Annotated in this window: 16 protein-coding genes and 2 tRNA genes; 14 read left to right on the forward strand and 4 right to left on the reverse strand. The window is 34.2% G+C overall.

What is annotated here, in order from left to right; all coding sequences use genetic code 11:
* Window positions 1–47 precede the first annotated feature (47 nt).
* Both BSF42_RS08790 and BSF42_RS08795 read left to right on the forward strand, forming a co-directional pair.
* Window positions 48–1,283, forward strand: coding sequence for a metallophosphoesterase (locus tag BSF42_RS08790; protein WP_095952705.1), 1,236 nt, complete (start codon window positions 48–50; stop codon window positions 1,281–1,283).
* A gap of 73 nt (window positions 1,284–1,356) precedes the next feature.
* Complete coding sequence (locus BSF42_RS08795) at window positions 1,357–1,659, forward strand: co-chaperone YbbN (protein WP_059117840.1); 303 nt, start codon at window positions 1,357–1,359, stop codon at window positions 1,657–1,659.
* A 26-nt stretch (window positions 1,660–1,685) separates the two neighbouring features.
* Here BSF42_RS08795 and BSF42_RS08800 read toward each other — a convergent pair whose 3' ends face one another.
* Both BSF42_RS08800 and BSF42_RS08805 read right to left on the reverse strand, forming a co-directional pair.
* The gene (locus tag BSF42_RS08800) at window positions 1,686–2,327 is read right to left on the reverse strand and encodes a polysaccharide deacetylase family protein (RefSeq protein WP_095952706.1); all 642 of its coding nucleotides are present in this window, start codon (window positions 2,325–2,327) and stop codon (window positions 1,686–1,688) included.
* Window positions 2,328–2,425: 98 nt separating this feature from the next.
* Window positions 2,426–5,707 (reverse strand): DUF2723 domain-containing protein, encoded by a 3,282-nt coding sequence (locus BSF42_RS08805; protein ID WP_095952707.1) that lies wholly within the window; start codon window positions 5,705–5,707, stop codon window positions 2,426–2,428.
* A 245-nt stretch (window positions 5,708–5,952) separates the two neighbouring features.
* Here BSF42_RS08805 and BSF42_RS08810 point away from each other — a divergent pair.
* Window positions 5,953–6,023: transfer RNA gene (locus BSF42_RS08810), tRNA-Gln, on the forward strand.
* Between the two features lie 108 nt (window positions 6,024–6,131).
* Window positions 6,132–6,202, forward strand: a tRNA-Gln gene (locus BSF42_RS08815).
* A 138-nt stretch (window positions 6,203–6,340) separates the two neighbouring features.
* On the opposite strand, the gene BSF42_RS08820 is transcribed toward BSF42_RS08815, so the two are convergent.
* Window positions 6,341–7,165, reverse strand: a complete 825-nt coding sequence (locus BSF42_RS08820; protein ID WP_095952708.1) for a universal stress protein — start codon at window positions 7,163–7,165, stop codon at window positions 6,341–6,343.
* Window positions 7,166–7,339: 174 nt separating this feature from the next.
* Here BSF42_RS08820 and rimP point away from each other — a divergent pair, with 174 nt between their 5' ends.
* The 4 genes from rimP to BSF42_RS08840 all read left to right on the forward strand — a co-directional run bounded on the left by rimP (window position 7,340) and on the right by BSF42_RS08840 (window position 12,664).
* The gene (gene rimP, locus BSF42_RS08825; protein ID WP_172426659.1) at window positions 7,340–7,804 is read left to right on the forward strand and encodes a ribosome assembly cofactor RimP; all 465 of its coding nucleotides are present in this window, start codon (window positions 7,340–7,342) and stop codon (window positions 7,802–7,804) included.
* 13 nt (window positions 7,805–7,817) lie between these two features.
* A complete protein-coding gene (gene nusA, locus BSF42_RS08830; RefSeq protein ID WP_095952710.1) occupies window positions 7,818–9,071 on the forward strand; it encodes a transcription termination factor NusA in 1,254 nt (417 codons plus the stop codon).
* Between the two features lie 59 nt (window positions 9,072–9,130).
* Window positions 9,131–12,013, forward strand: coding sequence for a translation initiation factor IF-2 (infB, locus tag BSF42_RS08835; protein ID WP_095952711.1), 2,883 nt, complete (start codon window positions 9,131–9,133; stop codon window positions 12,011–12,013).
* Window positions 12,014–12,154: 141 nt separating this feature from the next.
* Window positions 12,155–12,664, forward strand: a complete 510-nt coding sequence (locus BSF42_RS08840) for a DUF4920 domain-containing protein (RefSeq protein ID WP_095952712.1) — start codon at window positions 12,155–12,157, stop codon at window positions 12,662–12,664.
* Between the two features lie 292 nt (window positions 12,665–12,956).
* Here BSF42_RS08840 and BSF42_RS08845 read toward each other — a convergent pair whose 3' ends face one another.
* A complete protein-coding gene (locus BSF42_RS08845) occupies window positions 12,957–13,346 on the reverse strand; it encodes an SPOR domain-containing protein (RefSeq protein WP_095952713.1) in 390 nt (129 codons plus the stop codon).
* Between the two features lie 220 nt (window positions 13,347–13,566).
* On the opposite strand from BSF42_RS08845, the gene BSF42_RS08850 reads away from it, so the two are divergent.
* Genes BSF42_RS08850 through BSF42_RS08875 form a run of 6 tightly spaced genes read left to right on the forward strand, consistent with a single transcriptional unit; the run spans window position 13,567 to window position 21,918 of the window.
* Window positions 13,567–14,898, forward strand: a complete 1,332-nt coding sequence (locus tag BSF42_RS08850; protein ID WP_095952714.1) for a c-type cytochrome — start codon at window positions 13,567–13,569, stop codon at window positions 14,896–14,898.
* A 32-nt stretch (window positions 14,899–14,930) separates the two neighbouring features.
* Complete coding sequence (locus tag BSF42_RS08855) at window positions 14,931–17,990, forward strand: TAT-variant-translocated molybdopterin oxidoreductase (RefSeq protein ID WP_095952715.1); 3,060 nt, start codon at window positions 14,931–14,933, stop codon at window positions 17,988–17,990.
* A 34-nt stretch (window positions 17,991–18,024) separates the two neighbouring features.
* A complete protein-coding gene (nrfD, locus tag BSF42_RS08860) occupies window positions 18,025–19,425 on the forward strand; it encodes an NrfD/PsrC family molybdoenzyme membrane anchor subunit (RefSeq protein ID WP_012023712.1) in 1,401 nt (466 codons plus the stop codon).
* Window positions 19,418–19,942, forward strand: coding sequence for a DUF3341 domain-containing protein (locus BSF42_RS08865; RefSeq protein WP_095952716.1), 525 nt, complete (start codon window positions 19,418–19,420; stop codon window positions 19,940–19,942). The genes nrfD and BSF42_RS08865 overlap by 8 nt, the downstream gene beginning before the upstream one ends.
* A gap of 8 nt (window positions 19,943–19,950) precedes the next feature.
* The gene (locus BSF42_RS08870; protein ID WP_095952717.1) at window positions 19,951–20,496 is read left to right on the forward strand and encodes a cytochrome c; all 546 of its coding nucleotides are present in this window, start codon (window positions 19,951–19,953) and stop codon (window positions 20,494–20,496) included.
* Between the two features lie 27 nt (window positions 20,497–20,523).
* On the forward strand, window positions 20,524–21,918 hold the full coding sequence (locus BSF42_RS08875; protein WP_095952744.1) for a DUF4779 domain-containing protein: 1,395 nt from the start codon (window positions 20,524–20,526) through the stop codon (window positions 21,916–21,918).
* The last annotated feature ends 9 nt before the right edge of the window (window positions 21,919–21,927 follow it).

The following is a 21,927-nucleotide window of genomic DNA, read 5'->3' on the forward strand; positions in this document are numbered from 1 at the left end:
AGTAATAAAATTTCCTTTCTTTGTTACTTTGCTTAAAACTATAACAAATGATCCTTCGTTTTGTAATTCTATGCGCTCTTTTTTTATTTATTGAGTTCTATTCATATCAGGCTTTTCGAACTTTAATTAAAGTGAGATGGGTTTTAATAAGCTATCAAGTTATAAGCTTGCTTCTTTTACTTTTTATTATTTATTCTTTTTCTCAGGTAGATCGATCTGTTGGTCAGACGAAGCAGTTTATGTTTACAACTGGTTTGATGCTGTTGGTGTATGTTCCAAAAATTGTACTAACTTTAGTAATGTTCAGTGAAGATATTTTTAGAATTGGAGCCAGCATTCTAAATTACTTTGTTTACAACGCTCCGCGAAAGGAAATGATGCCTGATCGCCGAAAGTTTGTCAGCCAGATTGCATTAGGTTTGGCGGCCATTCCTTTTTTGTCTATCATTTATGGAATATTTGAAGGAAAATATAATTTTAAGGTTGTTAAACAAACGGTATTTTTTCCAGATCTTCCAGATGCTTTTGATGGATTTAAAATCACACAGATTTCTGATGTTCACAGCGGAAGTTTTGATAATCCGGAAAAAATAAATTACGCTATTGACTTGATCAATGCGCAAGAATCGGATATGATTTTGTTTACGGGAGATATTGTAAATACTCATGCAAAAGAAATGCATCCTTGGCTGGAGACTTTCAATCGCATTAAAGAGTATAAATATGGTAAGTTTTCGGTTTTAGGGAATCACGATTACGGCGAATATGTAACGTGGCATTCTGAGAAAGAAAAAGACGAAAATTTTCAAGAAATTAAAAGGCTGTACGATCAAATTGGTTTTAAGCTTATGCTGAATGAACATACCTATATTCAAAAAGGAGATGATAAAATTGCCTTAATTGGAGTCGAAAATTGGGGTGTGAACTTTAAAAAAGCTGGAGATTTGAATAAAGCTTCTGAAAATGTTCATCAAGACGATTTTAAAGTTTTAATGAGCCACGATCCAAGTCATTGGGAAGCAGAAATTAAAGATCATCCAAAGAATTTCCACCTGACTTTTGCGGGTCATACGCATGGTATGCAGTTCGGAATTGAGATTCCAGGATATTTCAAATGGAGTCTCGCACAATATATTTATAAACAATGGGCCGGCTTGTACGAAAACGTCGGAAGATACGTTTATGTTAACCGTGGATTTGGTTTTCACGCCTATCCAGGACGAGTTGGAATTATGCCTGAAATAACAGTAATTGAACTAAAAAAAGGCCGTAATGTCGCTTAATTCGTTAAAAATGCTAAATTTGTATTATATTTATTTCTTTTAATAGATTTAAAAAACTTAAATTTTTGGTTTTATGTCAAAATTTGGAGAACTAATAAATGCTCAAGTTCCAGTGTTAATTGATTTTTACACAGATTGGAATGAATCGTCAGTTTCTATGCATCCTGTAATTAAGGATGTTGCCGCTGCGCTTGGTGATAAAGCCAAAGTAATCAAAATAGATGTCGATAAAAATCAGGAACTAGCAGAAGCACTTCGTATAAAAGGACTTCCAACTTTAATGATTTATAAAGAAGGACAAATGATCTGGAGACAATCAGGGGAACTTGATGCGAATACTATAATAGGAATTGTCCAGGAACAGTTTAGTGTTTAAAAAACTTCTTTTTAGGGAGATGTTATTTAGTGAATAATATCAAACTTATATCCATTTTCTTTTAAAAAATGCAGTGTCCTAGGCAAAGCAAATCTCAAATTTGGAGAAGCTTTAATACTGTCATGAAAAACAATTACGCTGCCCGATTTTACATTTTTCGTCACGTTTTCGAGGCATTTTTCAGGAGTAATACTTTGATCAAAATCGGCGCTTAAAACATCCCACATCACGATTTTATAACCTAATTTTCTAAGGACTTTAGATTGCGCTTTTTTGATTTTTCCATAAGGAGGACGAAATAACAAACGATGAGGAGTTTTTTCTTGTTCATCTAGTACTTCTGCGCAGTTTTTTACATTTTCGATATATTCATTGGTATGAATTTTCCATCCATTCACATGATTCATGGTATGGTTTCCAATAGAATGTCCGTCAGTAATTAACTTTTCAAATAAGGCTAAATTGGCTTTGATGTTTTTCCCGATACAAAAGAAAGTGGCTTTTGCATCAAATTTTTTTAATTCAGATAATACCCAGTCCGTAATCTCTGGAGTAGGGCCGTCATCAAATGTGAGGTATATTTTCTTTTCATTGTTAGGAATGTCCCAGCAATATTTAGAAAATACCCTTTTTATAAATGAATTTGTTTTTACCCAATAAAAGCCCATCTTGAATTGAATTTACATTGTTTGTAAAATTAAAAAATGCAGCGCTATTTATCAAACAGCGCTGCATTTTTTTAATTGTTAAGATTTTCGTATATTAACTATTCTTTCTCACGTCCAAAACGTTCAAAAACATTTACATAAGTGTTAAATGTAGTTTTGTGTTTGTTGTAAAAAGCAGTGTCTTTATTGTCTTGCATTACATGAAGTAGGCTTCTGTATCGCTCAATATCTGTAATAATATCAACTGCTAAATCAGTTTGATCAGAAGGAGTAAGAGTACTGTAATAGTTTAGATTCTCCTTATATTTTCCAACTAATTTATTTAAAAGATCCTGAGCTTTTGCTTTTTCTCCAACTCTGTAATAACCATCAGCAAAAGGTTCAACTAAAGAATAGTATCCAAATTTGTCCAAAGGCATTTTAGTTATCGCTAAATTGATCACATTTTTAGCCTTATCAATTTTACCTTCTTCAATAAGCTGATTCATCAATCTAGACAGATTAGTACGGTATGTAATACTGTTTCTTCTAGTTTCAGGGTCATGGTAAATTTTTTCGCTTTCGCTGTTACCCCAATCCCATTTCATTACAATATCATATGTTTTATCAGCATCGATTTGTCCCATATCTAATGGTCCGCCCTCTTTAGAAGGAGTATTTTTTACAGGAACTAATTTGTAAACCATTCCGTCCAATTGCAGATAGTCTTTCAGCCATAAATAATCTTCGTCGTCAAATGCACCACCGCTAAAGTAAATTGGTCTTTTCCAATTATTATTAGCTAAGATGTCAAGCATCATTAATCGGTTTTTGTATAAAGCACTTCCTTTAATATCAATATCTAAATAAGGAACAATAGAATCGTAATATTTAGGATTAACTACTTTATTCTGAATAATAGTGTTTTTATCAACATTTACTCTAATTTTATTCGTTGGATAGAAATGAATAGTTTGTCCGTTTTGTAAACCAACAGTCGATTTTGGATTTTTGATAAAATCAATAAAATCAGTAATATTCCAACGGGTATCTATTTTTTGAATGTATGCTGTGTAGTCCAATTTATCTCCTACATATTGATCATGAGTAAAAGAAATAGGAAGCGCATTAGATTCATAAGATTTGGCTTTCATTTGGTCAATGTACCAATCTGTCATAAATAAACTTGTATTTACGATCTTAACATCCGTTCTGAAATGCTCAATTTCCTGTGCATACCAAAGCGGGAATGTGTCATTATCTCCAATGGTAAACAAGATGGCATCTTTATCACAAGAACTTAAATAAGCCTTAGCCATTGATACAGCAGTATATCTTCCTGATCTATCGTGGTCGTCCCAGTTTTGAGAAGCCATTAAAATAGGAGCGGCCAATAAACTTCCGGCAATAATAACCGGACCTGCGATTTTTGGTGCTAAATATTTCTGAATACTTTCGTAGAGCGAATAAACACCAAATCCAATCCAGATGGCAAAGACGTAAAAGGATCCTACAAGTGCATAATCTCTTTCACGAGGTTCAAATGGTCTTTCGTTCAAATATATTTTTAATGCAATTCCTGTAAATAAGAATAAAGCCAAAAGAACATAAAAGCTTTTTAAGTCTTTGTTGGCATGATACATTAAACCAATCAAACCTAAAATAAATGGAAGAAAATAATAAGCATTACGCCCTTTATTATTTAATACATCAGAAGGTAAATTGTCCTGAGACCCTAAATGAACAGAATCTAAAGCTTTAATACCGCTGATCCAGTTTCCGTCTAAATTATCATATTTACCTTGAACATCACTTTGACGCCCAACAAAGTTCCACATCAAATATCTCCAGTACATATATCCAAACTGATATTCGAACATAAAACTAAAATTATCAGCAGTAGTTGGTTTTTCGATAATTAAATAATCCTTATAGCTTCTTAAGAACTTAACATAACCTTCGTTGTCAATCTGTTTTTGAGCATAAGCTTGTCTAAATTCAGAAATAGTTTTTTCAACTTCATTGCGTAATTGAGCAGTAGCTTTATTGTATTCATCTTCACTCAATTGGCTTGGATCAATTCCGTATTTAGCTAAATCTTCTTCGTAATCATAATTTGGGTTAATTCTGAATTTAGGAGGATTTGTAAAGTTGATATAGTTTTGAATATGAGGCGTATCTGTACTCCACATTCTAGGTAGAACTGTTTTCTGATTGTCATCAGAATTTTGTTCTGCATTTTTATAATTGTTGGTAATAATATATTTACCAGTTTTATAATCTCTTTCGTAGTTTGGTTTTTTATCTAAATAAGGTGTTTTAGCATCAAGTCCAGAAAAAACCTCTGTATATTGAGGTCCGTAAAACAAAGGATTTACACCATATTGTTCACGATTGTAATAAGCTAGAACCTCAGTAGCATCCGATGGTTTGTTTTCGTTAATAACTGTATTAGCATTCGCACGAACGGGAAGCATCATCCAAGTAGAGAAACCAATCAGGATGAATAAAATACATAATATTATAGTATTGTAGAATACTAGGCCTTTTTGCTTGGTGAATTTTAAACCAAAATAAAAGAAAGCAATAAACAATAAGGCTACAAATATAGTTCCTGAATTAAAAGGAAGTCCCATGCTGTTTACCATAAAAACTTCGGTTTTTCCGAAGAAAGCCATGGTTAAAGGAAGAAGTAATTTGAAAATAAATAACAAAATTCCAATTACAACTACATTGGCAATAAGGAAGTTTTTAATTGTAACTTTTTCGTAGTGTTTGAAATAGTATAAAAATCCGATTGAAGGAATAGTTAAAAGAGCCATAAAGTGAACTCCAAAAGAAAGTCCGACAACCAAAGAAATAATTAATAACCATTTGTTTCCTTTTGGTTTGTCCATATCCTGTTCCCAGCGTAAACCAAGCCAAAAAAGTAATGCAATTAATAAAGATGCCATAGCATAAACTTCAGCTTCAACAGCATTAAACCAGAAACTATCAGAGAATGTATATGCTAAAGCTCCAACGAAAGAGCTTCCTAAAATAACGATAGAATTGTTTTGGTCAATTTCGGCAAAACGAGCTATAATCTTTTTTAAGATCATAGATGATGACCAGAACATAAATAATATAGTAAAAGCGCTAGAGAAAACTGACATCATGTTAACCATTACTGCGACATGCTGTGCGTCTATTGCGAACATTGCAAAAAATGCACCCATCATTTGGTAAAGCGGAGCTCCAGGAGGGTGGCCTACTTCAAGTTTGGCTGCGGTAGCAATATATTCTCCGCAATCCCAAAAGCTCATTGTAGGTTCAACAGTTAAAGTGTAGGTAATTAAAGCGATTGCAAATGCAAACCAACCAATAATTGTATTCCATTTATTGAAATTGAATTGTGCCATATTTAGGTGTTAAAAATTTGAAAGTTTTCTATCCTACAAAGAAAATGTTTTTTTATGTAAAGAAACGAGCATTAACAAAAAAATCTATAAAACTGTCGCTAAATGGCAATCTATTGTCTATGAGTTGTTTCTGATGTTCTAGAGAATTGCACAGTGAAAAAAAGCAAAAAAAATGAATTTTTTTGCTCAAAAAGTTTGCACAAACTAAATAAAGCTTTAAATTTGCACTCGCTTAATCGCACTGCTGGTCTATGGTGTAATGGTAACACAACTGTTTTTGGTGCAGTCTTTCTAGGTTCGAGTCCTAGTAGACCAACATAAAGCCTCTCAGAAATGAGAGGCTTTTTTTTATGTAAAAATTTTTCTTTAAAAGTTTGCATAAACTAAATAAAAGTATAATTTTGCACCCGCTTAACAGCATTGCTGGTCTATGGTGTAATGGTAACACAACTGTTTTTGGTGCAGTCTTTCTAGGTTCGAGTCCTAGTAGACCAACATAAAGCCTCTCAATTTGAGAGGCTTTTTTTATGGGATAAACTAAGGCTTATGATTTTAATGCATTTCTTTCTTGGTAATGAGGCTAAAAAGCCTCTCTGTTGAGAAGCTTTTTAGTTTTATTGTGAGTTATGATGTTTAGATTTTTAAAGTGATAACGGGTCTCACTGCGTGGTTAACTAATCCTTCGCTGATGCTTCCGTTAAAAAAGTGGGCAAAACCTGTTCTGCCGTGTGTGCACATTCCTATTATATCGGCGTCTATTTTGTTGGAAAAATTAATAATTCCTTTTTCGATATTTGTATCATTATAGATTTGAGTAGTGTAATTGCTGATGTTGAATTGAGAGACAAATTCATTCATTGCTTCTTCGCTAATATGAGTGGGTTTAAAACTGTTTGGCGTGCAGATTGTGACTAAATGTAATTTTGAATCAAATAACTTAGAGAAGTTTAAAAGTTTTTCAAATGGTTTTTTTGCTTCGTCCGAGAAATCAGAAGCGAAAACAATGTTGGGTGCATAAAAATTTAAAATATTTTTTTTGATGACTAAAACTGGGATTTCTGAATTCCGAACTACTTTTTCAGTGTTAGAACCAATTAGTAATTCTTCGACACCAGAAGAGCCGTGTGAGCCCATTACAATTAAATCAACATTGTAATCTTTGCTTATTTGTGTGATGCCGTGTATCGGTTTGTCCATCTTTACAACTTCGGTTACTGATAAGTCGTCCAGATATTGTTTGGATGCTGCTTCGTCTAGCATTTCGTTTGCTCTTTTCATGAAAAGCATGCTTTCTGGAATGCTGACCCCGCCCATTATCGCATCATTTGTTTGGTGTGGTAATTCGAGCATGTGGAGAAGGATGATTTCAGCGTTGTTCTTTTTTGCAATTTGTGCGGCAACTTTTAGAGCATCTTCTGCGTGTTCTGAGAAATCGGTAGGTACTAAAATTCGTTTCATAGTTTTGAGGGTTAATGATATGAATAATTCTCTATTTTAATGCTCTTATAAAGATAAGAAATATTTTTAGAGCAATCTATTTATTTGATTTATAAAAAAATCACTATATTTGCACTGTTATTTATTAAAATCTAAATAATGAGGGGACTAAATGTCCCCTCTTTTTATAAAATTATGACATTTAAAGAAAAAGTAAACGGATTAATTACGGAAGCTCTTCTGGAAAAACCATCAATCTTTTTGATCGATTTGGCGGTTTCGGATTCTTTTAAAATTAGTGTTGGTTTAGACGGGGATAATGGAGTGGCGCTGCAGGATTGTATTGATATTAGTCGTGCAGTCGAGAATAATCTAGATCGTGAAGAACAAGATTTTTCGCTTGAAGTAGCATCAGTAGGAGTAGGATCACCTTTAAAATTAGTAAGACAATATAAGAAAAATATTGGTAGAACGCTGATTGTTACTACAAATACTGAAAAAATTGAGGCAGAATTGATAGAAGCTAATGATGTTTTTATAATTTTGTCGTGGAAAGCAAGAGAACCGAAAAAAGTAGGAAAAGGAAAAGAAACAGTTCAAAAAGAGCAACAAATACCTTATACAGAAATTAAAGAGGCAATTGTTACAGTAACATTTTAATTAAAGAATTCGCATGGAAAATTTAGCATTAATCGATTCATTCTCAGAGTTTAAAGATAATAAACTTATTGATCGTGTAACGCTTATGGCAATTTTAGAGGACGTGTTTAGAAATGCATTGAAGAAAAAATACGGTTCTGATGATAACTTCGATATTATTATAAATCCTGATAAAGGAGATATGGAGATATGGAGAAGAAGAGTAATTGTTGCTGACGAAGATCTTGATTTTGAAAATGAAGAAATTACTTTGACTGAAGCAAGAATGATTGAAGCGGATTTTGAAATTGGTGAAGAAGTTTCAGAAGAAGTAAAATTGATTGATTTAGGAAGAAGAGCTATTTTGGCTTTGCGTCAAAACTTAATATCTAAAATTCACGAACACGATAATACAAATCTTTACAAACAATTTAAAGATATTATCGGTGATATTTATACAGCAGAAGTACATCATGTACGTCCAAGAGTGGTTATCTTGGTTGATGATGAAGGAAATGAAATTGTTCTTCCAAAAGAAAAACAAATTCCATCTGACTTTTTCCGTAAAGGAGATAACGTTCGTGGAATCATTGAAAGCGTTGAATTGAAAGGAAATAAACCTCAGATTATTATGTCTAGAACTTCAGAAAAGTTCTTAGAAAAATTATTTGAACAAGAGATTCCAGAGGTTTTCGACGGATTAATTACAGTAAAAAATGTAGTTCGTATTCCGGGTGAAAAAGCAAAAGTAGCTGTTGATTCTTATGATGATAGAATTGATCCAGTTGGAGCTTGTGTGGGAATGAAAGGTTCTCGTATTCATGGAATTGTTCGTGAATTAGGAAATGAAAATATTGATGTAATCAATTATACAAGCAATATTCAATTATTTATTACAAGAGCATTAAGCCCTGCTAAAGTGTCTTCGATCAAAATCGATGAAGAAACGAAAAGAGCTGAAGTTTTCTTGAAATTAGAAGAGGTTTCTAAAGCAATTGGTAGAGGTGGTCACAATATCAAATTAGCAGGTCAATTGACAGGTTATGAATTAGATGTTATTCGTGAAGGTGATGTTGCTGGTACTGTTGCAGATGAAGATGATGTTGAATTAACAGAGTTTTCAGATGAAATTGAAGAATGGGTAATTGAAGAGTTTGCTAAAATAGGTTTAGATACTGCAAAAAGTATCTTGAAACATGAAGTAGAAGATTTAGTAAGAAGAACAGATTTAGAAGAGGAAACTATTCTAGATGTTATGAAAATACTAAAAGAAGAGTTTGACAGCTAAGAGATAGCTGAGTATCTGCTCTAACAACACAACGAAAAAGGTAATAATAAAAAGGTTATATGTCTGAAGAGAGAGTAATAAGAATAAATAAGGTTTTAAGGGAATTAAATATTTCGTTAGAAAGAGCTGTAGATTATCTAAAAGATAAAGGAATTGCTATTGATGCAAATCCTAATGCAAAAATTTCTGATAGCGAATTTAATATCCTTCAAAGCCAATTTGCGGGCGATAAGGGGAATAAGGAGGCTTCTAAAGAGGTTGGAGAAGAGAAAAGAAAAGAAAAAGAAGCTTTACGTGTAGAGCGCGAAAAAGAAATTGAAGACAAACGCAGACAAGAAGAGGAGCGTCAAAAACAACAGGAAATAATAAAAGCAAGAGCTGTTGTTACAGGACCTGTACAAGTTGGTAAAATCGACTTGAATCCAAAAAAACCTGCAATTACTCCTTCTGAAGAAACTGTGAAGGCTGATAAGGTCGAAGAGCCAAAAGCTGCTGTTGCACCTGTACAGACTGAAAAGCCTGTTCAGAATGAAACTGTAAAAGCTGAACCAGTTGAAGTAAAACCGGTTTCAGAAACAAAAAAAGCAGAGCAACCAATTATTACTGAGAAAAAAGAAGTTAAAGCAGAGTCTAAAGCTGCGCAGGAGCCAATTGTGTCTACTGATCCAGCAACTTCAGAGGAAACGATTACTACTCAATATCAAAAGCTTTCAGGAACAACTCTTACGGGTCAAACAATTGATTTATCTCAATTTAATAAGCCTAAGAAAAAGAAAGAAGATCCTAAAGCGGCTCAAAATAAACCTGGAACTCCTGGGGTTGGCGGCAATAACGCTAACAAAAATAAACGTAAAAGAATTGCTCCTAAACCAGGTACGCCTGGAGCGCCAAAACCTGCGGGTAATAATGCTCCTGGAACACCAAATCCAAATAAAATTACACCAAATACTGGTGGTGGAGGTTTTAATGCTAACAGAAGTTCTAGACCTGGTTTTGTAAAAGGAAACCGTCCAGCAATTGTAGCTAAGGTTGAGCCAACAGAAGAGGAAGTAAAAAACCAAATTAGAGAAACTCTTGAAAAACTTCAAGGTAAAGGAGGGAAATCTAAAGCGGCTAAATATAGAAGAGATAAAAGAGAAACGCACCGTCAGAAATCTGATGATGAGCAAAGAGCTCTTGACGAAGGAAGTAAAACTATTAAGGTTACAGAATTCGTTACAGTTGGTGAAATTGCAATCATGATGGATGTGCCGATTACTAAAGTAATTGGAACTTGTATGTCTCTTGGAATCATGGTAACCATGAATCAGCGTTTAGATGCTGAAACACTAACTATCGTTGCAGATGAGTTTGGTTACGATGTAGAATTTATTACAGTAGATATCGAAGAAGCGATTGAAGTTGTAGAAGATAGAGAAGAAGATTTAGTAACTAGAGCGCCAATTGTTACGGTAATGGGTCACGTTGACCACGGTAAAACATCTTTACTGGATTATATTCGTAAAGAAAATGTTATCGCTGGTGAGTCTGGAGGTATTACACAGCACATTGGAGCATATGGAGTTACTTTAGATAATGGACAAAAAATAGCTTTCTTAGATACTCCTGGTCACGAGGCGTTTACAGCGATGCGTGCACGTGGAGCTCAAGTTACAGATATTGCTATTATTGTAATTGCAGCGGATGATGATATCATGCCGCAAACTAAAGAAGCAATCAGTCACGCTCAAGCGGCTAATGTGCCAATTATATTTGCAATCAATAAAGTAGATAAGCCAAATGCTAACCCTGATAAAATTAAAGAAAGATTAGCAGGTATGAATTTACTTGTTGAAGATTGGGGAGGAAAAATCCAGTCTCACGATATTTCTGCTAAAACAGGATTAGGAGTAAAAGAATTACTTGAAAAAGTTTTATTAGAAGCTGAAATTTTAGATTTAAAATCAAATCCAAATAAAGCGGCTCAAGGATCTGTTGTTGAAGCTTTCTTAGATAAAGGAAAAGGATATGTTTCTACAGTTTTGGTTCAACACGGAACTTTAAAAATTGGAGATTACATGTTGGCTGGAAAACATCATGGTAAAGTTAAAGCGATGCATGATGAAAGAGGGCATACTGTATTAGAAGCAGGACCTTCAACTCCAGTATCAGTTTTAGGTTTAGATGGAGCGGCTACTGCGGGTGATAAGTTCAATGTTTTTGAAGATGAAAAAGAAGCAAAACAAATTGCATCTAAACGTTCTCAATTAATGCGTGAACAATCAGTTCGTACGCAAAGACATATTACGCTTGATGAAATTGGTCGTCGTATTGCTCTTGGTCAGTTTAAAGAATTAAATGTTATCCTTAAAGGAGACGTTGATGGATCTGTTGAAGCATTATCAGATTCGTTCTCTAAACTTTCTACAGAAGAAGTTCAAATTAATATTATACATAAAGGTGTTGGTGCGATTACAGAAACTGATGTTAACTTAGCTTCTGCATCTGATGCGATTATTATTGGATTTAACGTTCGTCCTGCTGGAAATGCTAGACAGCTTGCTGATAAAGAAGAAATCGATATCCGTTACTATTCTATTATTTATGCAGCTATCGATGACTTGAAAGATGCAATGGAAGGAATGTTAGCTCCTGAAATGAAAGAAGAAATTTTAGGAACAGCAGAAATCCGTGAGATTTTCAAAATTTCTAAAGTGGGTTCAATTGCGGGTTGTATGGTAACAGATGGTAAAATCTTAAGAACTTCTAAAATTAGAGTTATTAGAGATGGAGTTGTAGTTCATACAGGTGATTTAGTTGCTTTAAAACGTTTCAAAGATGATGTTAAAGAAGTATCTAAAGGTTATGACTGCGGTATTCAAATAAAAGGATTTAATGACATCGAAATTAGTGATGTTATTGAAGCTTACCACGAAGTAGCAATTAAAAAGAAATTGAAATAATATTCAGTTTATATAAATAGAAAGTCCCAATGTAAATTGGGACTTTTTTTTTGGAAAAAGTGTACAGGTTAATTTTATAGGGTTTAAAATAATTAGTTTCAAATTTTAATACTAATTTTGATCAAACTAAATAATATAGATATGAAATTAGGAATATACACAGCTGTTTTGTTTTTAAGTTTTTCTTCCTTGTGCTTTTCGCAAGAAGATGTTGAAAAGCCTGCTCCTCCGGCTGGCAATGCGGTGGTAGGAGATTACTATGGCGCTGATGTTTCAAATGCTTCAGTGAATAAAGCTATTTCGGTAGATAAATTAGAAGATAAATTAAAAGCGGATAGTAAAATGGAAAATGTTGCTGTAAAAGGAGAGGTGACAGGGGTATGTCCAAAAAGAGGGTGTTGGATTAGTCTTAAAACAGATGATGGCTCTTCTTTTTTTGTAAAAATGAAAGATTATGCCTTTTTTGTTCCAACTGCAGCAAAAGGAAAGAATGTTGTTTTAGAAGGTAGTGTTGAAAGAAAAGTTACATCTGTTGAGGAATTAAAACACTATGCAAAAGATGCTAAGAAATCAAAGGCGGAAATAGATGCTATAACTGCTCCAAAGGAAGAAATAAGATTTATGGCAAGCGGAATTAAAGTGGTAAACTAAAGCTGAATTGCTTTATTTAAATCTTTTTCTCGCTTTGCGAATGTTGATTCGGTAAAGTTTTTATAAATGAAGTCCTAAATTTAAATTAGGGCTTTTTTTTTGGACTTTACACATCGCTAATAAGAGATTTTGGCTGATTTGAGCCGGTATTTTATCTTAATGTCTTGTTTGGTTTTATTTCTGTTTTGCTAGCGTAAATAGCTTGTAAGGTCGATTTTAAAAGGTTTATCGATTATTTTGGGAATAAAAAAAGCGAGGTGAGAACTCGCTTTTCTACTCTCATTAGGGTTTCTTATCTCCCGGGTTTAAGCAAGAAAACGCTTTTGTATCTCTTTTTGATTTCAGCTAAATTTCTCTCTGCTTCTATTCTGGTTTTGAAGTTTCCAACAATTACCTTATAATTAGGAGTGCTGAAAATAATAGTTCCGTCAATGTTTGAATTTTCTCTCTTAAAATCTGACAGTGTTTTTTTTGCTTCATCGCTTTTGCCGCTGAAGATTTGGATTCTGTAAGTATCGTTTGTATTTATTGACGTGTTAATTTTACGTTTCTCGTTTAACAATTGCTCAAATTTAGGGTCTTGATTCAATGTTAAATTTTGGTCTTGTGCTTTAATATTGTGTGTAAAAGCAATTGTTGTAATTGTTAATAAAAGATTTTTTGAAGGACTTAAAATTCTCATAATGTGATGGTTTTTATGCAAAAATACTATTTAAAGTTTGAGTGTAAAATTTTAATATTATTTAGAATTGATATAAATTGATATTTAAGGGTATTTTAAGGTTTTGAGAATAGTTCATAAGTCGTATTTTTGTGCAAGTTTTAAAAGAGGGTGTGTGTTTTTACTGAACTTAATACAGAAAAAATCATACCAAAAATTAGTAGACAATTATTTATACTATATGAAAAAGGTGGGTAACCATAATTCGATCTCAAGAAAATTGCTGTTTGGCTTATCGCTGACGTTAATTTTCTCCCTAACTTCATTTGCTCAAGATGCTGCTGCTCCGGCGGCGCCTGAAGCTGCGGCTGCTGCTCCGGCTGCAGAAGGCGGTGATCCAGTAAAAGGGAAGGAACTTTTTAATGCAAATTGCGCTGCATGTCACAAATTAGATGCTAAATCAACAGGTCCTGCTTTAAGGGGTGTTGCTGCGAAACATGATAAAGCTTGGCTTTACAAGTGGGTGCATAACAGTTCTGACATGATTAAGTCAGGTGATCCTGTTGCAGTTAAACTTTTTGAGGAAAATAACAAATCTGTTATGACTTCTTTTCCTCAGTTATCTGAAGGTGATATTGATAATATTATTGCATATACTTCTGAAGAAAAACCTGCTCCTGCTGCTGGAACTGTTGCATTGCCAACTGGTGGTGCTCAAGCTGAGGGAAGTGGAATTTCAAATAACATTATATTAGGGGCTCTTGCTCTTGTAATGGCTATTTTAGTTGTGATGTTGTTCATGGTGAACAAGGTGTTGACTAAGGTTGCTAATAAAAATGGTATTGTAGTCGCTCCAAAAGAAGCTAGAACTCCAATATGGAAAGCTTTTGTTAGAAATCAATTTTTGGTTTTAGTAACTGCAATCTTTTTGCTTTTGGCAAGTGGTTATTTTGTATACGGATACCTAATGCAGGTTGGTGTAGATCAAAATTATGAGCCAATTCAGCCAATTCACTATTCTCACAAAATTCACGCAGGTGATAACGAAATCAATTGTAAATATTGCCACTCTGCTGCTCGTGTAAGTAAAACAGCTGGTATTCCTTCATTAAACGTTTGTATGAACTGTCATAAAAACATTTCTGAAGTTGCTGAAACAACTGCTACTCCTGAGTACAGTAAAGCTTTCTATGATGCGCAGATTCAAAAATTATATGATGCTGTTGGATGGGATAAAGCTAAACAAGCTTATACTGGAAAAACACAGCCTGTAAAATGGGTTCGTATTCACAATCTTCCTGATTTTGTTTACTTCAATCACTCACAACACGTTTCTGTTGCTGGAATTGAATGTCAAACTTGTCACGGACCAGTGCAGGAATTTGAAATCATGAAGCAGTACTCTAAATTAACAATGGGATGGTGTGTGGATTGCCACAGAAAAACTGATGTTAAGATGGAAGGAAACGCTTACTATGATAAAATTCATGCTGAACTTTCTAAAAAATACGGTGTAGAGAAATTAACTGCAGCGCAAATGGGAGGTTTAGAATGCGGTAAATGCCACTATTAATCGATTTATTAAGATTTTAATATATATATACAATGTCATCAAACAAAAAATACTGGAAAAGTGTTGAGGAACTAGAAAATAGTTCTATTGTTGAGGCGCTTAGAAATAACGAATTTGTTGAAGAAATTCCTACTGATGAGTTTTTGGGTAACGCTGAGGCTTTATCTACATCTGGGACTTCACGTCGTGACTTTTTAAAGTACGTAGGGTTTAGTACTGCAGCTGTTACATTAGCTGCCTGCGAAGGTCCTGTTCACAAGTCTATCCCTTATGTATTACAACCAGAGCAAATCATTCCTGGTGTTGCAGATTATTATGCAACTACAGTTTTTGATGGTTTTGATTTTGCTAATCTTTTGGTTAAAACTCGTGAGGGTCGTCCAATTAAAATTGAAAACAATACAATTGCTGGAGCTAAATTTGCTGCGAACGCTAGAATTCATGCATCTATTTTAGGATTATATGACAGCGCTCGTTTAAAAGAACCAAAAGTAGATGGTAAAGATTCTACTTGGTCTGCTGCTGATTTAAGAATTAAATCAAGCTTAGCTGATGCAAAAGCAAAAGGTGGTCAAGTTGTATTGTTAACTAATACTTTGGCTAGTCCATCTACAGAAAAATTAATCGCTGAGTTTATTGCTAAGAATCCAAATGCTAAGCATGTTGTTTACGATGCTGTTTCTTCATCAGAAGCGTTAGATGCTTTTGAAGCTGCTTATGGTGAAAGAGCATTAGTTGATTATGATTTTTCTAAATCATCATTAATCGTATCTGTTGGAGCTGATTTCTTAGGAGATTGGCAAGGTGGTGGATATGATTCTGGATATGCAAAAGGACGTATTCCGCAAAATGGAAAAATGTCTCGTCATTTCCAGTTTGAATCAAATATGACATTATCTGGAGCTGCTGCTGATAAGCGTGTTCCAATGACTACAGCTGTTCAAAAACAAGCTTTAGTTCAAATTTATAATACTATTGCAGGTGCTTCTGTTCCTGTAGCTTTAGAGGCAAATGTTAAAGTTGAAGTAGTTAAAGCTGCTCAGCAACTTAAAGCTGCTGGTTCAAAAGGGGTTTTAGTATCTGGAATTGAAGATAAAAATGCTCAATTATTAGTTTTAGCTATCAATCAAGTATTGGCTAGTGAAGCTTTTACTACTGCGGGAGCTAGACAAATTAGAAAAGGTTCTAATGCTGTTGTTTCGCAGTTAATTAAAGATTTGAATGCAGGAAGTGTTCATACTTTAATTATGAGTGGTGTTAATCCAGTTTATACATTAGCTGATTCAGCTGCATTTGTATCTGGATTGAAAAAAGTTAAAGCTTCAGTTGCTTTTTCATTAAAAGAAGATGAAACTGCATCACTTGCTACTGTTGCGGCTCCGGCTCCTCATTATTTAGAGTCTTGGGGTGACGTTGAGTTAACTAAAGGAACTTATAGTTTAACACAACCTACTATTCGTCCTATCTTTAATACAAAACAATTTCAAGATGTTTTATTAACATTAAATGGTACTGCGGGTACTTTTTATGATTATTTAAAAGTAAATTCTGGAGTATTCACTGCGGGATCTTCTTGGAATAAAGTATTGCATGATGGTGTTTTTGTTGTTGGTTCTACTGCTTTAGCTGGTGGTTCTATCGATGCTGCAACTGCTGCAAATGCTGTTGCAAGATCTAAATCAGCTGGTGACTTTGAGTTAGTATTATATACTAAAACAGGTTTAGGAGATGGACAACATGCAAACAATCCTTGGTTGCAAGAGTTTCCAGATCCAATCACAAGAGTTTCTTGGGATAACTATGTTACTGTTTCAAATGCTGATGCTAAGAAAATTGGTTTATCAAATGAAATTGTTGCAAATGGTGGTTTAAATGGTAGTTATGCTACTATTACTACTGCTGACGGAGTTAAATTGGAGAATGTTCCAGTTATTGTTCAGCCAGGTCAAGCAGTTGGAACTGTTGGTCTAGCTCTTGGTTATGGACGTAAAGCAGCTCTAAAAGAAGAAATGCAAGTAGGTTTAAATGCTTACACTTTATATAAAGGATTTAATGGAGTTCAATCTGTTTCTATCGTTAAAGCTGGAGGAGAGCATGAGTTTGCTTGTGTTCAAGGTCAGAAAACTTTAATGGGTAGAGGAGATATCATAAAAGAAACTACTTTAGAGGTATTTAATAGTAAAGATGCAGAACATTGGAATGAAAAACCAATGGTATCTTTAGATCACCAAGAAGTGGAAGCTACTACGGTAGATCTTTGGGAATCATTTGATCGTTCAACTGGTCACCACTTTAATCTTTCAATCGACTTAAATGCTTGTACTGGATGTGGTGCTTGTGTTATTGCTTGTCACGCTGAGAACAACGTTCCAGTTGTTGGAAAAGCTGAAGTTAGAAGAAGCCGTGATATGCACTGGTTACGCATTGACAGATATTATTCTTCTGAAAGTACTTTTGAAGGAGATAATGAAAGAAAAGAAGGAATTGCAGGGTTATCTAGTTCATTATCTACGTTTAATGAAATGGAAAAACCAGGAGATAATCCTCAGGTAGCATTCCAGCCAGTAATGTGTCAACACTGTAATCACGCACCTTGTGAGACAGTTTGTCCTGTAGCTGCTACATCTCACGGACGCCAAGGTCAAAACCACATGGCTTACAACAGATGTGTTGGTACTCGTTACTGTGCAAACAACTGTCCTTATAAAGTACGTCGTTTCAACTGGTTCTTATATAACAAGAACAGTGAATTCGATTATCATATGAATGACGATTTAGGTCGTATGGTATTAAATCCAGACGTAAACGTTCGTTCTCGTGGGGTTATGGAAAAATGTTCTTTCTGTATCCAAAGTACTCAAGCTGTTATTCTTCAGGCAAAACGTGAAGGTAGAGTGGTAGCAAAAGATGAGTTCAACAATGCTTGTGCTTGTTCTGCTGCTTGTTCTTCTGGAGCTATGGTCTTTGGAGACGTTAATGATAAAGAAAGTGAAGTTGCTAAACTTGCTGAAAGCGAAAGAGCATATCACTTATTAGAGCATGTGGGTACAAAACCAAATGTTTTCTATCATGTAAAAGTTAGAAATACTTAGAAAAATTATTAATTAAGAAACAATATAAAGGATTATGTCGTCTCATTACGAAGCACCCATTAGAAAACCTTTAGTTATAGGTGATAAATCTTATCACGATGTAACTGTAGATGTAGCAGCGCCTGTAGAAGGACCTGCAAATAAGCAATGGTGGATTGTATTTACAATCGCATTAGTAGCCTTCCTTTGGGGGTTAGGTTGTATAATTTACACCGTATCTACCGGTATCGGAACATGGGGATTAAATAAAACAGTTGGTTGGGCTTGGGATATCACTAACTTCGTTTGGTGGGTAGGTATTGGTCACGCCGGAACATTAATTTCTGCGGTATTATTACTTTTCCGTCAACGTTGGAGAATGGCTATTAACCGTTCTGCAGAAGCAATGACTATTTTCTCAGTAGTTCAAGCAGGTTTATTTCCAATTATTCACATGGGTCGTCCATGGTTAGCATACTGGGTATTACCTATTCCAAATCAATTTGGATCGCTATGGGTAAACTTTAACTCACCATTACTTTGGGACGTATTTGCGATTTCAACTTATCTTTCAGTGTCATTAGTTTTCTGGTGGACTGGTTTATTACCTGACTTTGCAATGCTTCGTGATAGAGCTATAACTCCATTTAATAAAAGAGTTTATTCTATCTTAAGTTTTGGATGGAGCGGTAGAGCAAAAGACTGGCAGCGTTTTGAAGAAGTATCTTTAGTATTAGCTGGTTTAGCTACTCCTCTTGTACTTTCTGTACACACGATTGTATCTATGGACTTTGCTACTTCTGTAATCCCTGGATGGCATACAACAATTTTCCCTCCTTACTTCGTTGCAGGGGCGGTATTCTCAGGATTCGCAATGGTAAATACATTGTTGATCGTTATGAGAAAAGTTTCTAACCTTGAAGCTTACATCACATTGCAGCATATCGAATTAATGAATATCATTATTATGATTACAGGTTCGATTGTAGGTGTGGCTTACATCACTGAGTTATTCGTAGCTTGGTATTCAGGAGTAGAGTATGAGCAATATGCATTCTTAAATAGAGCTACTGGACCTTACTGGTGGGCATATTGGTCGATGATGACATGTAACGTGTTCTCTCCTCAATTCATGTGGTTTAAAAAATTAAGAACTAGTATCATGTTCTCATTCATTATTTCGATTGTAGTAAACATCGGAATGTGGTTCGAAAGATTTGTAATTATTGTTACTTCTTTACATAGAGATTACCTTCCATCTTCTTGGACAATGTTCTCACCAACATTTGTTGATATTGGAATTTTCATTGGAACAATTGGTTTCTTCTTCGTATTGTTTTTATTGTATTCAAGAACTTTCCCTGTAATTGCTCAGGCAGAGGTTAAAACAATTTTGAAAGGAACAGGAGATAATTACATTAGAGAAAGAGCAAATAAAGATTCACATCATGAGTAATAAAGTTATATACGCCATTTATAATGACGATGACATTTTGATGGATGCAGTAAAGAAAACTAGAGCTGCTCATCATCATATTGAAGAGGTTTTTACTCCATTCCCAGTTCACGGATTGGATAAAGCTATGGGACTAGCACCAACAAGATTAGCAATATGTGCTTTTTTATATGGATGTGTTGGTATTTCTGTTGCAACAACTATGATGAGCTACATCATGATTCATGACTGGCCACAAGATATTGGAGGTAAACCAAGTTTTAGTTTTATTCAAAACATGCCTTCTTTCGTGCCGATTATGTTTGAGATGACTGTGTTTTTTGCGGCTCACTTAATGGTTATTACTTTTTATATGAGAAGTAGATTATGGCCTTTTAAACAAGCTGAAAATCCGGATGTTAGAACAACAGATGACCACTTTTTAATGGAGGTTGCTGTAAATAATAACGAAGCAGAATTGGTTTCTTTCTTTGAGGGAACTGGAGCTGTTGAAGTTAAAGTAATAGATAAGAATTAATTGTAGCTATGAAAAGGATATATAAAATAACACTCTTAGTTGGTATAACTATTTTAGTTTCATCTTGCCACAATAATTCGGCACCGAACTATCAATATTTCCCAAATATGTATGAGTCTGTTGCTTATGAGCCATATACAGAAGCAAAAATATTTAAGGGAGGAAAAGAAGGACAGCTTCCTGTTGCAGGAACTATTAATAGAGGTTTTGAACCTTATGACTATGAAAATTCAACTGCTGGTTATGAATTAGCAAAAGCTAATTTAAAATCTCCTTTGGATTCTATTGAAAGAAATTCTGGAAAAGGTAAAGAGCTTTTCGAGATTTACTGTATCAGCTGCCATGGTGCTACTGGTAATGGTAAAGGTAAATTGGTTGAAAGAGAAAAATTTCTTGGAGTACCTAGCTATAAAGACAGAGAAATCACTGAAGGAAGTATCTTTCATGTTGAGACTTATGGTTTAAATGCAATGGGTTCACATGCAAATCAATTAAGTGCTCACGAACGTTGGTTAGTTGCTGACTATGTTCTGAAACTAAAAAGCCAATTATAATTGTTGAACAAACTGATCGTAATAGATATGTATACATTTTCAAGTAAATTAAAAACTTTTTCTATCATCTTAATGGCCGTTGGTATATTAGGAATTGGGTATGGTTTTTTAAGTGCGCCAAAAGATATTCAAGAAGTTGAAAAAATACTAGCTGCAGATGAACATGGTTCCCATGGTGCTGCACATGAAGAAAAAGCGGAGGCATCTCATAAAGAAGCGAATCATCATGAAGCTGCTGAAGCATCACATGATTCTCACAAAGGAGCTGCACATGCTGAAGTTTCTGGTGCTGATGAGCACGAAAAACATTTAGAGCATGTATTGCACCAACTGCAAAATAAGCCTTGGTCAGCATTATATGTTGCTTGTATTTTCTTTTTACTGCTTTCAATGGGAGTATTAGCTTTTTATGCTATTCAACAAGTTGCTCAGGCAGGTTGGTCCCCAGTTTTATTTAGAGTTATGCAAGGTATAACAGCTTATTTACCAGCTGGTTCAATTATCTTTTTTATAATTTTAATTTTATGTGGATTACATTTTAATCATATTTTCGTATGGTTAGGTGAGGGAGTAACAGATCCTAAGAATGCCAATTATGATGCTATCATTGCTGGTAAATCAGGATATTTAAACTTTCCTTTCTGGATTGCTAGAGCTTTTATCTTTTTATTAGGATGGAACATCTACCGTCATTTTTCTAGAAAAAACTGTTTGGCACAAGATGAGGCAAATGATGATCTTTACTACAAAAAGAATTTCAAAGCTTCTGCTGGATTTTTAGTATTCTTTATCGTTTCTGAGTCTATTATGTCTTGGGATTGGATTATGTCTTTTGATCCGCACTGGTTTAGTACTTTATTTGGATGGTATGTTTTTGCTTCTTTCTTTGTAAGTGGTATTACTACTATTGCTTTAGTAACAATATATTTAAAATCAAAAGGGTATTTAGAATTTGTAAATACAAGTCATATTCACGATTTAGCAAAATTCATGTTTGGTATTAGTGTTTTCTGGACTTATTTATGGTTCTCTCAATTCATGTTGATTTGGTATGCTAACATTCCAGAAGAGGTAACTTATTTCGTAACTAGAATTCAATTGTATAACTTACCTTTCTTTGGAGCGGTTGTTATGAACTTTGTTTTCCCATTATTAATATTAATTAATACTGACTTTAAACGTCTTAACTGGGTTGTTGTTATGGCTGGTGTTGTAATATTATTAGGTCATTATGTTGATTTCTTTAATATGATTATGCCTGGTACTGTTGGAGACAAATGGTTTATTGGAGTTCCTGAAATTGCATCTATTCTTTTCTTCTTAGGTTTATTTATATTTGTTGTATTTACTGCATTAACTAAATCTCCTTTGCTTGCAAAAAGAAATCCTTTCATAGAAGAAAGTAAACATTTTCATTATTAATATTTAAAG

This window comes from Flavobacterium sp. ACN6 (assembly GCF_002304005.1).
GTDB lineage: Bacteria > Bacteroidota > Bacteroidia > Flavobacteriales > Flavobacteriaceae > Flavobacterium.

Coding starts and splice junctions, on each gene's coding strand:
- BSF42_RS08840 (WP_095952712.1), top strand. CDS start 12,155: ATGAAATTAGGAATATACACAGCTGTTTTGTTTTTAAGTTTTTCTTCC.
- BSF42_RS08795 (WP_059117840.1), top strand. CDS start 1,357: ATGTCAAAATTTGGAGAACTAATAAATGCTCAAGTTCCAGTGTTAATT.
- BSF42_RS08805 (WP_095952707.1), bottom strand. CDS start 5,707: ATGGCACAATTCAATTTCAATAAATGGAATACAATTATTGGTTGGTTT.
- BSF42_RS08865 (WP_095952716.1), top strand. CDS start 19,418: ATGAGTAATAAAGTTATATACGCCATTTATAATGACGATGACATTTTG.
- BSF42_RS08850 (WP_095952714.1), top strand. CDS start 13,567: ATGAAAAAGGTGGGTAACCATAATTCGATCTCAAGAAAATTGCTGTTT.
- rimP (WP_172426659.1), top strand. CDS start 7,340: ATGACATTTAAAGAAAAAGTAAACGGATTAATTACGGAAGCTCTTCTG.
- BSF42_RS08875 (WP_095952744.1), top strand. CDS start 20,524: ATGTATACATTTTCAAGTAAATTAAAAACTTTTTCTATCATCTTAATG.
- nrfD (WP_012023712.1), top strand. CDS start 18,025: ATGTCGTCTCATTACGAAGCACCCATTAGAAAACCTTTAGTTATAGGT.
- BSF42_RS08855 (WP_095952715.1), top strand. CDS start 14,931: ATGTCATCAAACAAAAAATACTGGAAAAGTGTTGAGGAACTAGAAAAT.
- BSF42_RS08790 (WP_095952705.1), top strand. CDS start 48: ATGATCCTTCGTTTTGTAATTCTATGCGCTCTTTTTTTATTTATTGAG.
- BSF42_RS08800 (WP_095952706.1), bottom strand. CDS start 2,327: ATGGGCTTTTATTGGGTAAAAACAAATTCATTTATAAAAAGGGTATTT.
- infB (WP_095952711.1), top strand. CDS start 9,131: ATGTCTGAAGAGAGAGTAATAAGAATAAATAAGGTTTTAAGGGAATTA.
- BSF42_RS08870 (WP_095952717.1), top strand. CDS start 19,951: ATGAAAAGGATATATAAAATAACACTCTTAGTTGGTATAACTATTTTA.
- nusA (WP_095952710.1), top strand. CDS start 7,818: ATGGAAAATTTAGCATTAATCGATTCATTCTCAGAGTTTAAAGATAAT.
- BSF42_RS08845 (WP_095952713.1), bottom strand. CDS start 13,346: ATGAGAATTTTAAGTCCTTCAAAAAATCTTTTATTAACAATTACAACA.
- BSF42_RS08820 (WP_095952708.1), bottom strand. CDS start 7,165: ATGAAACGAATTTTAGTACCTACCGATTTCTCAGAACACGCAGAAGAT.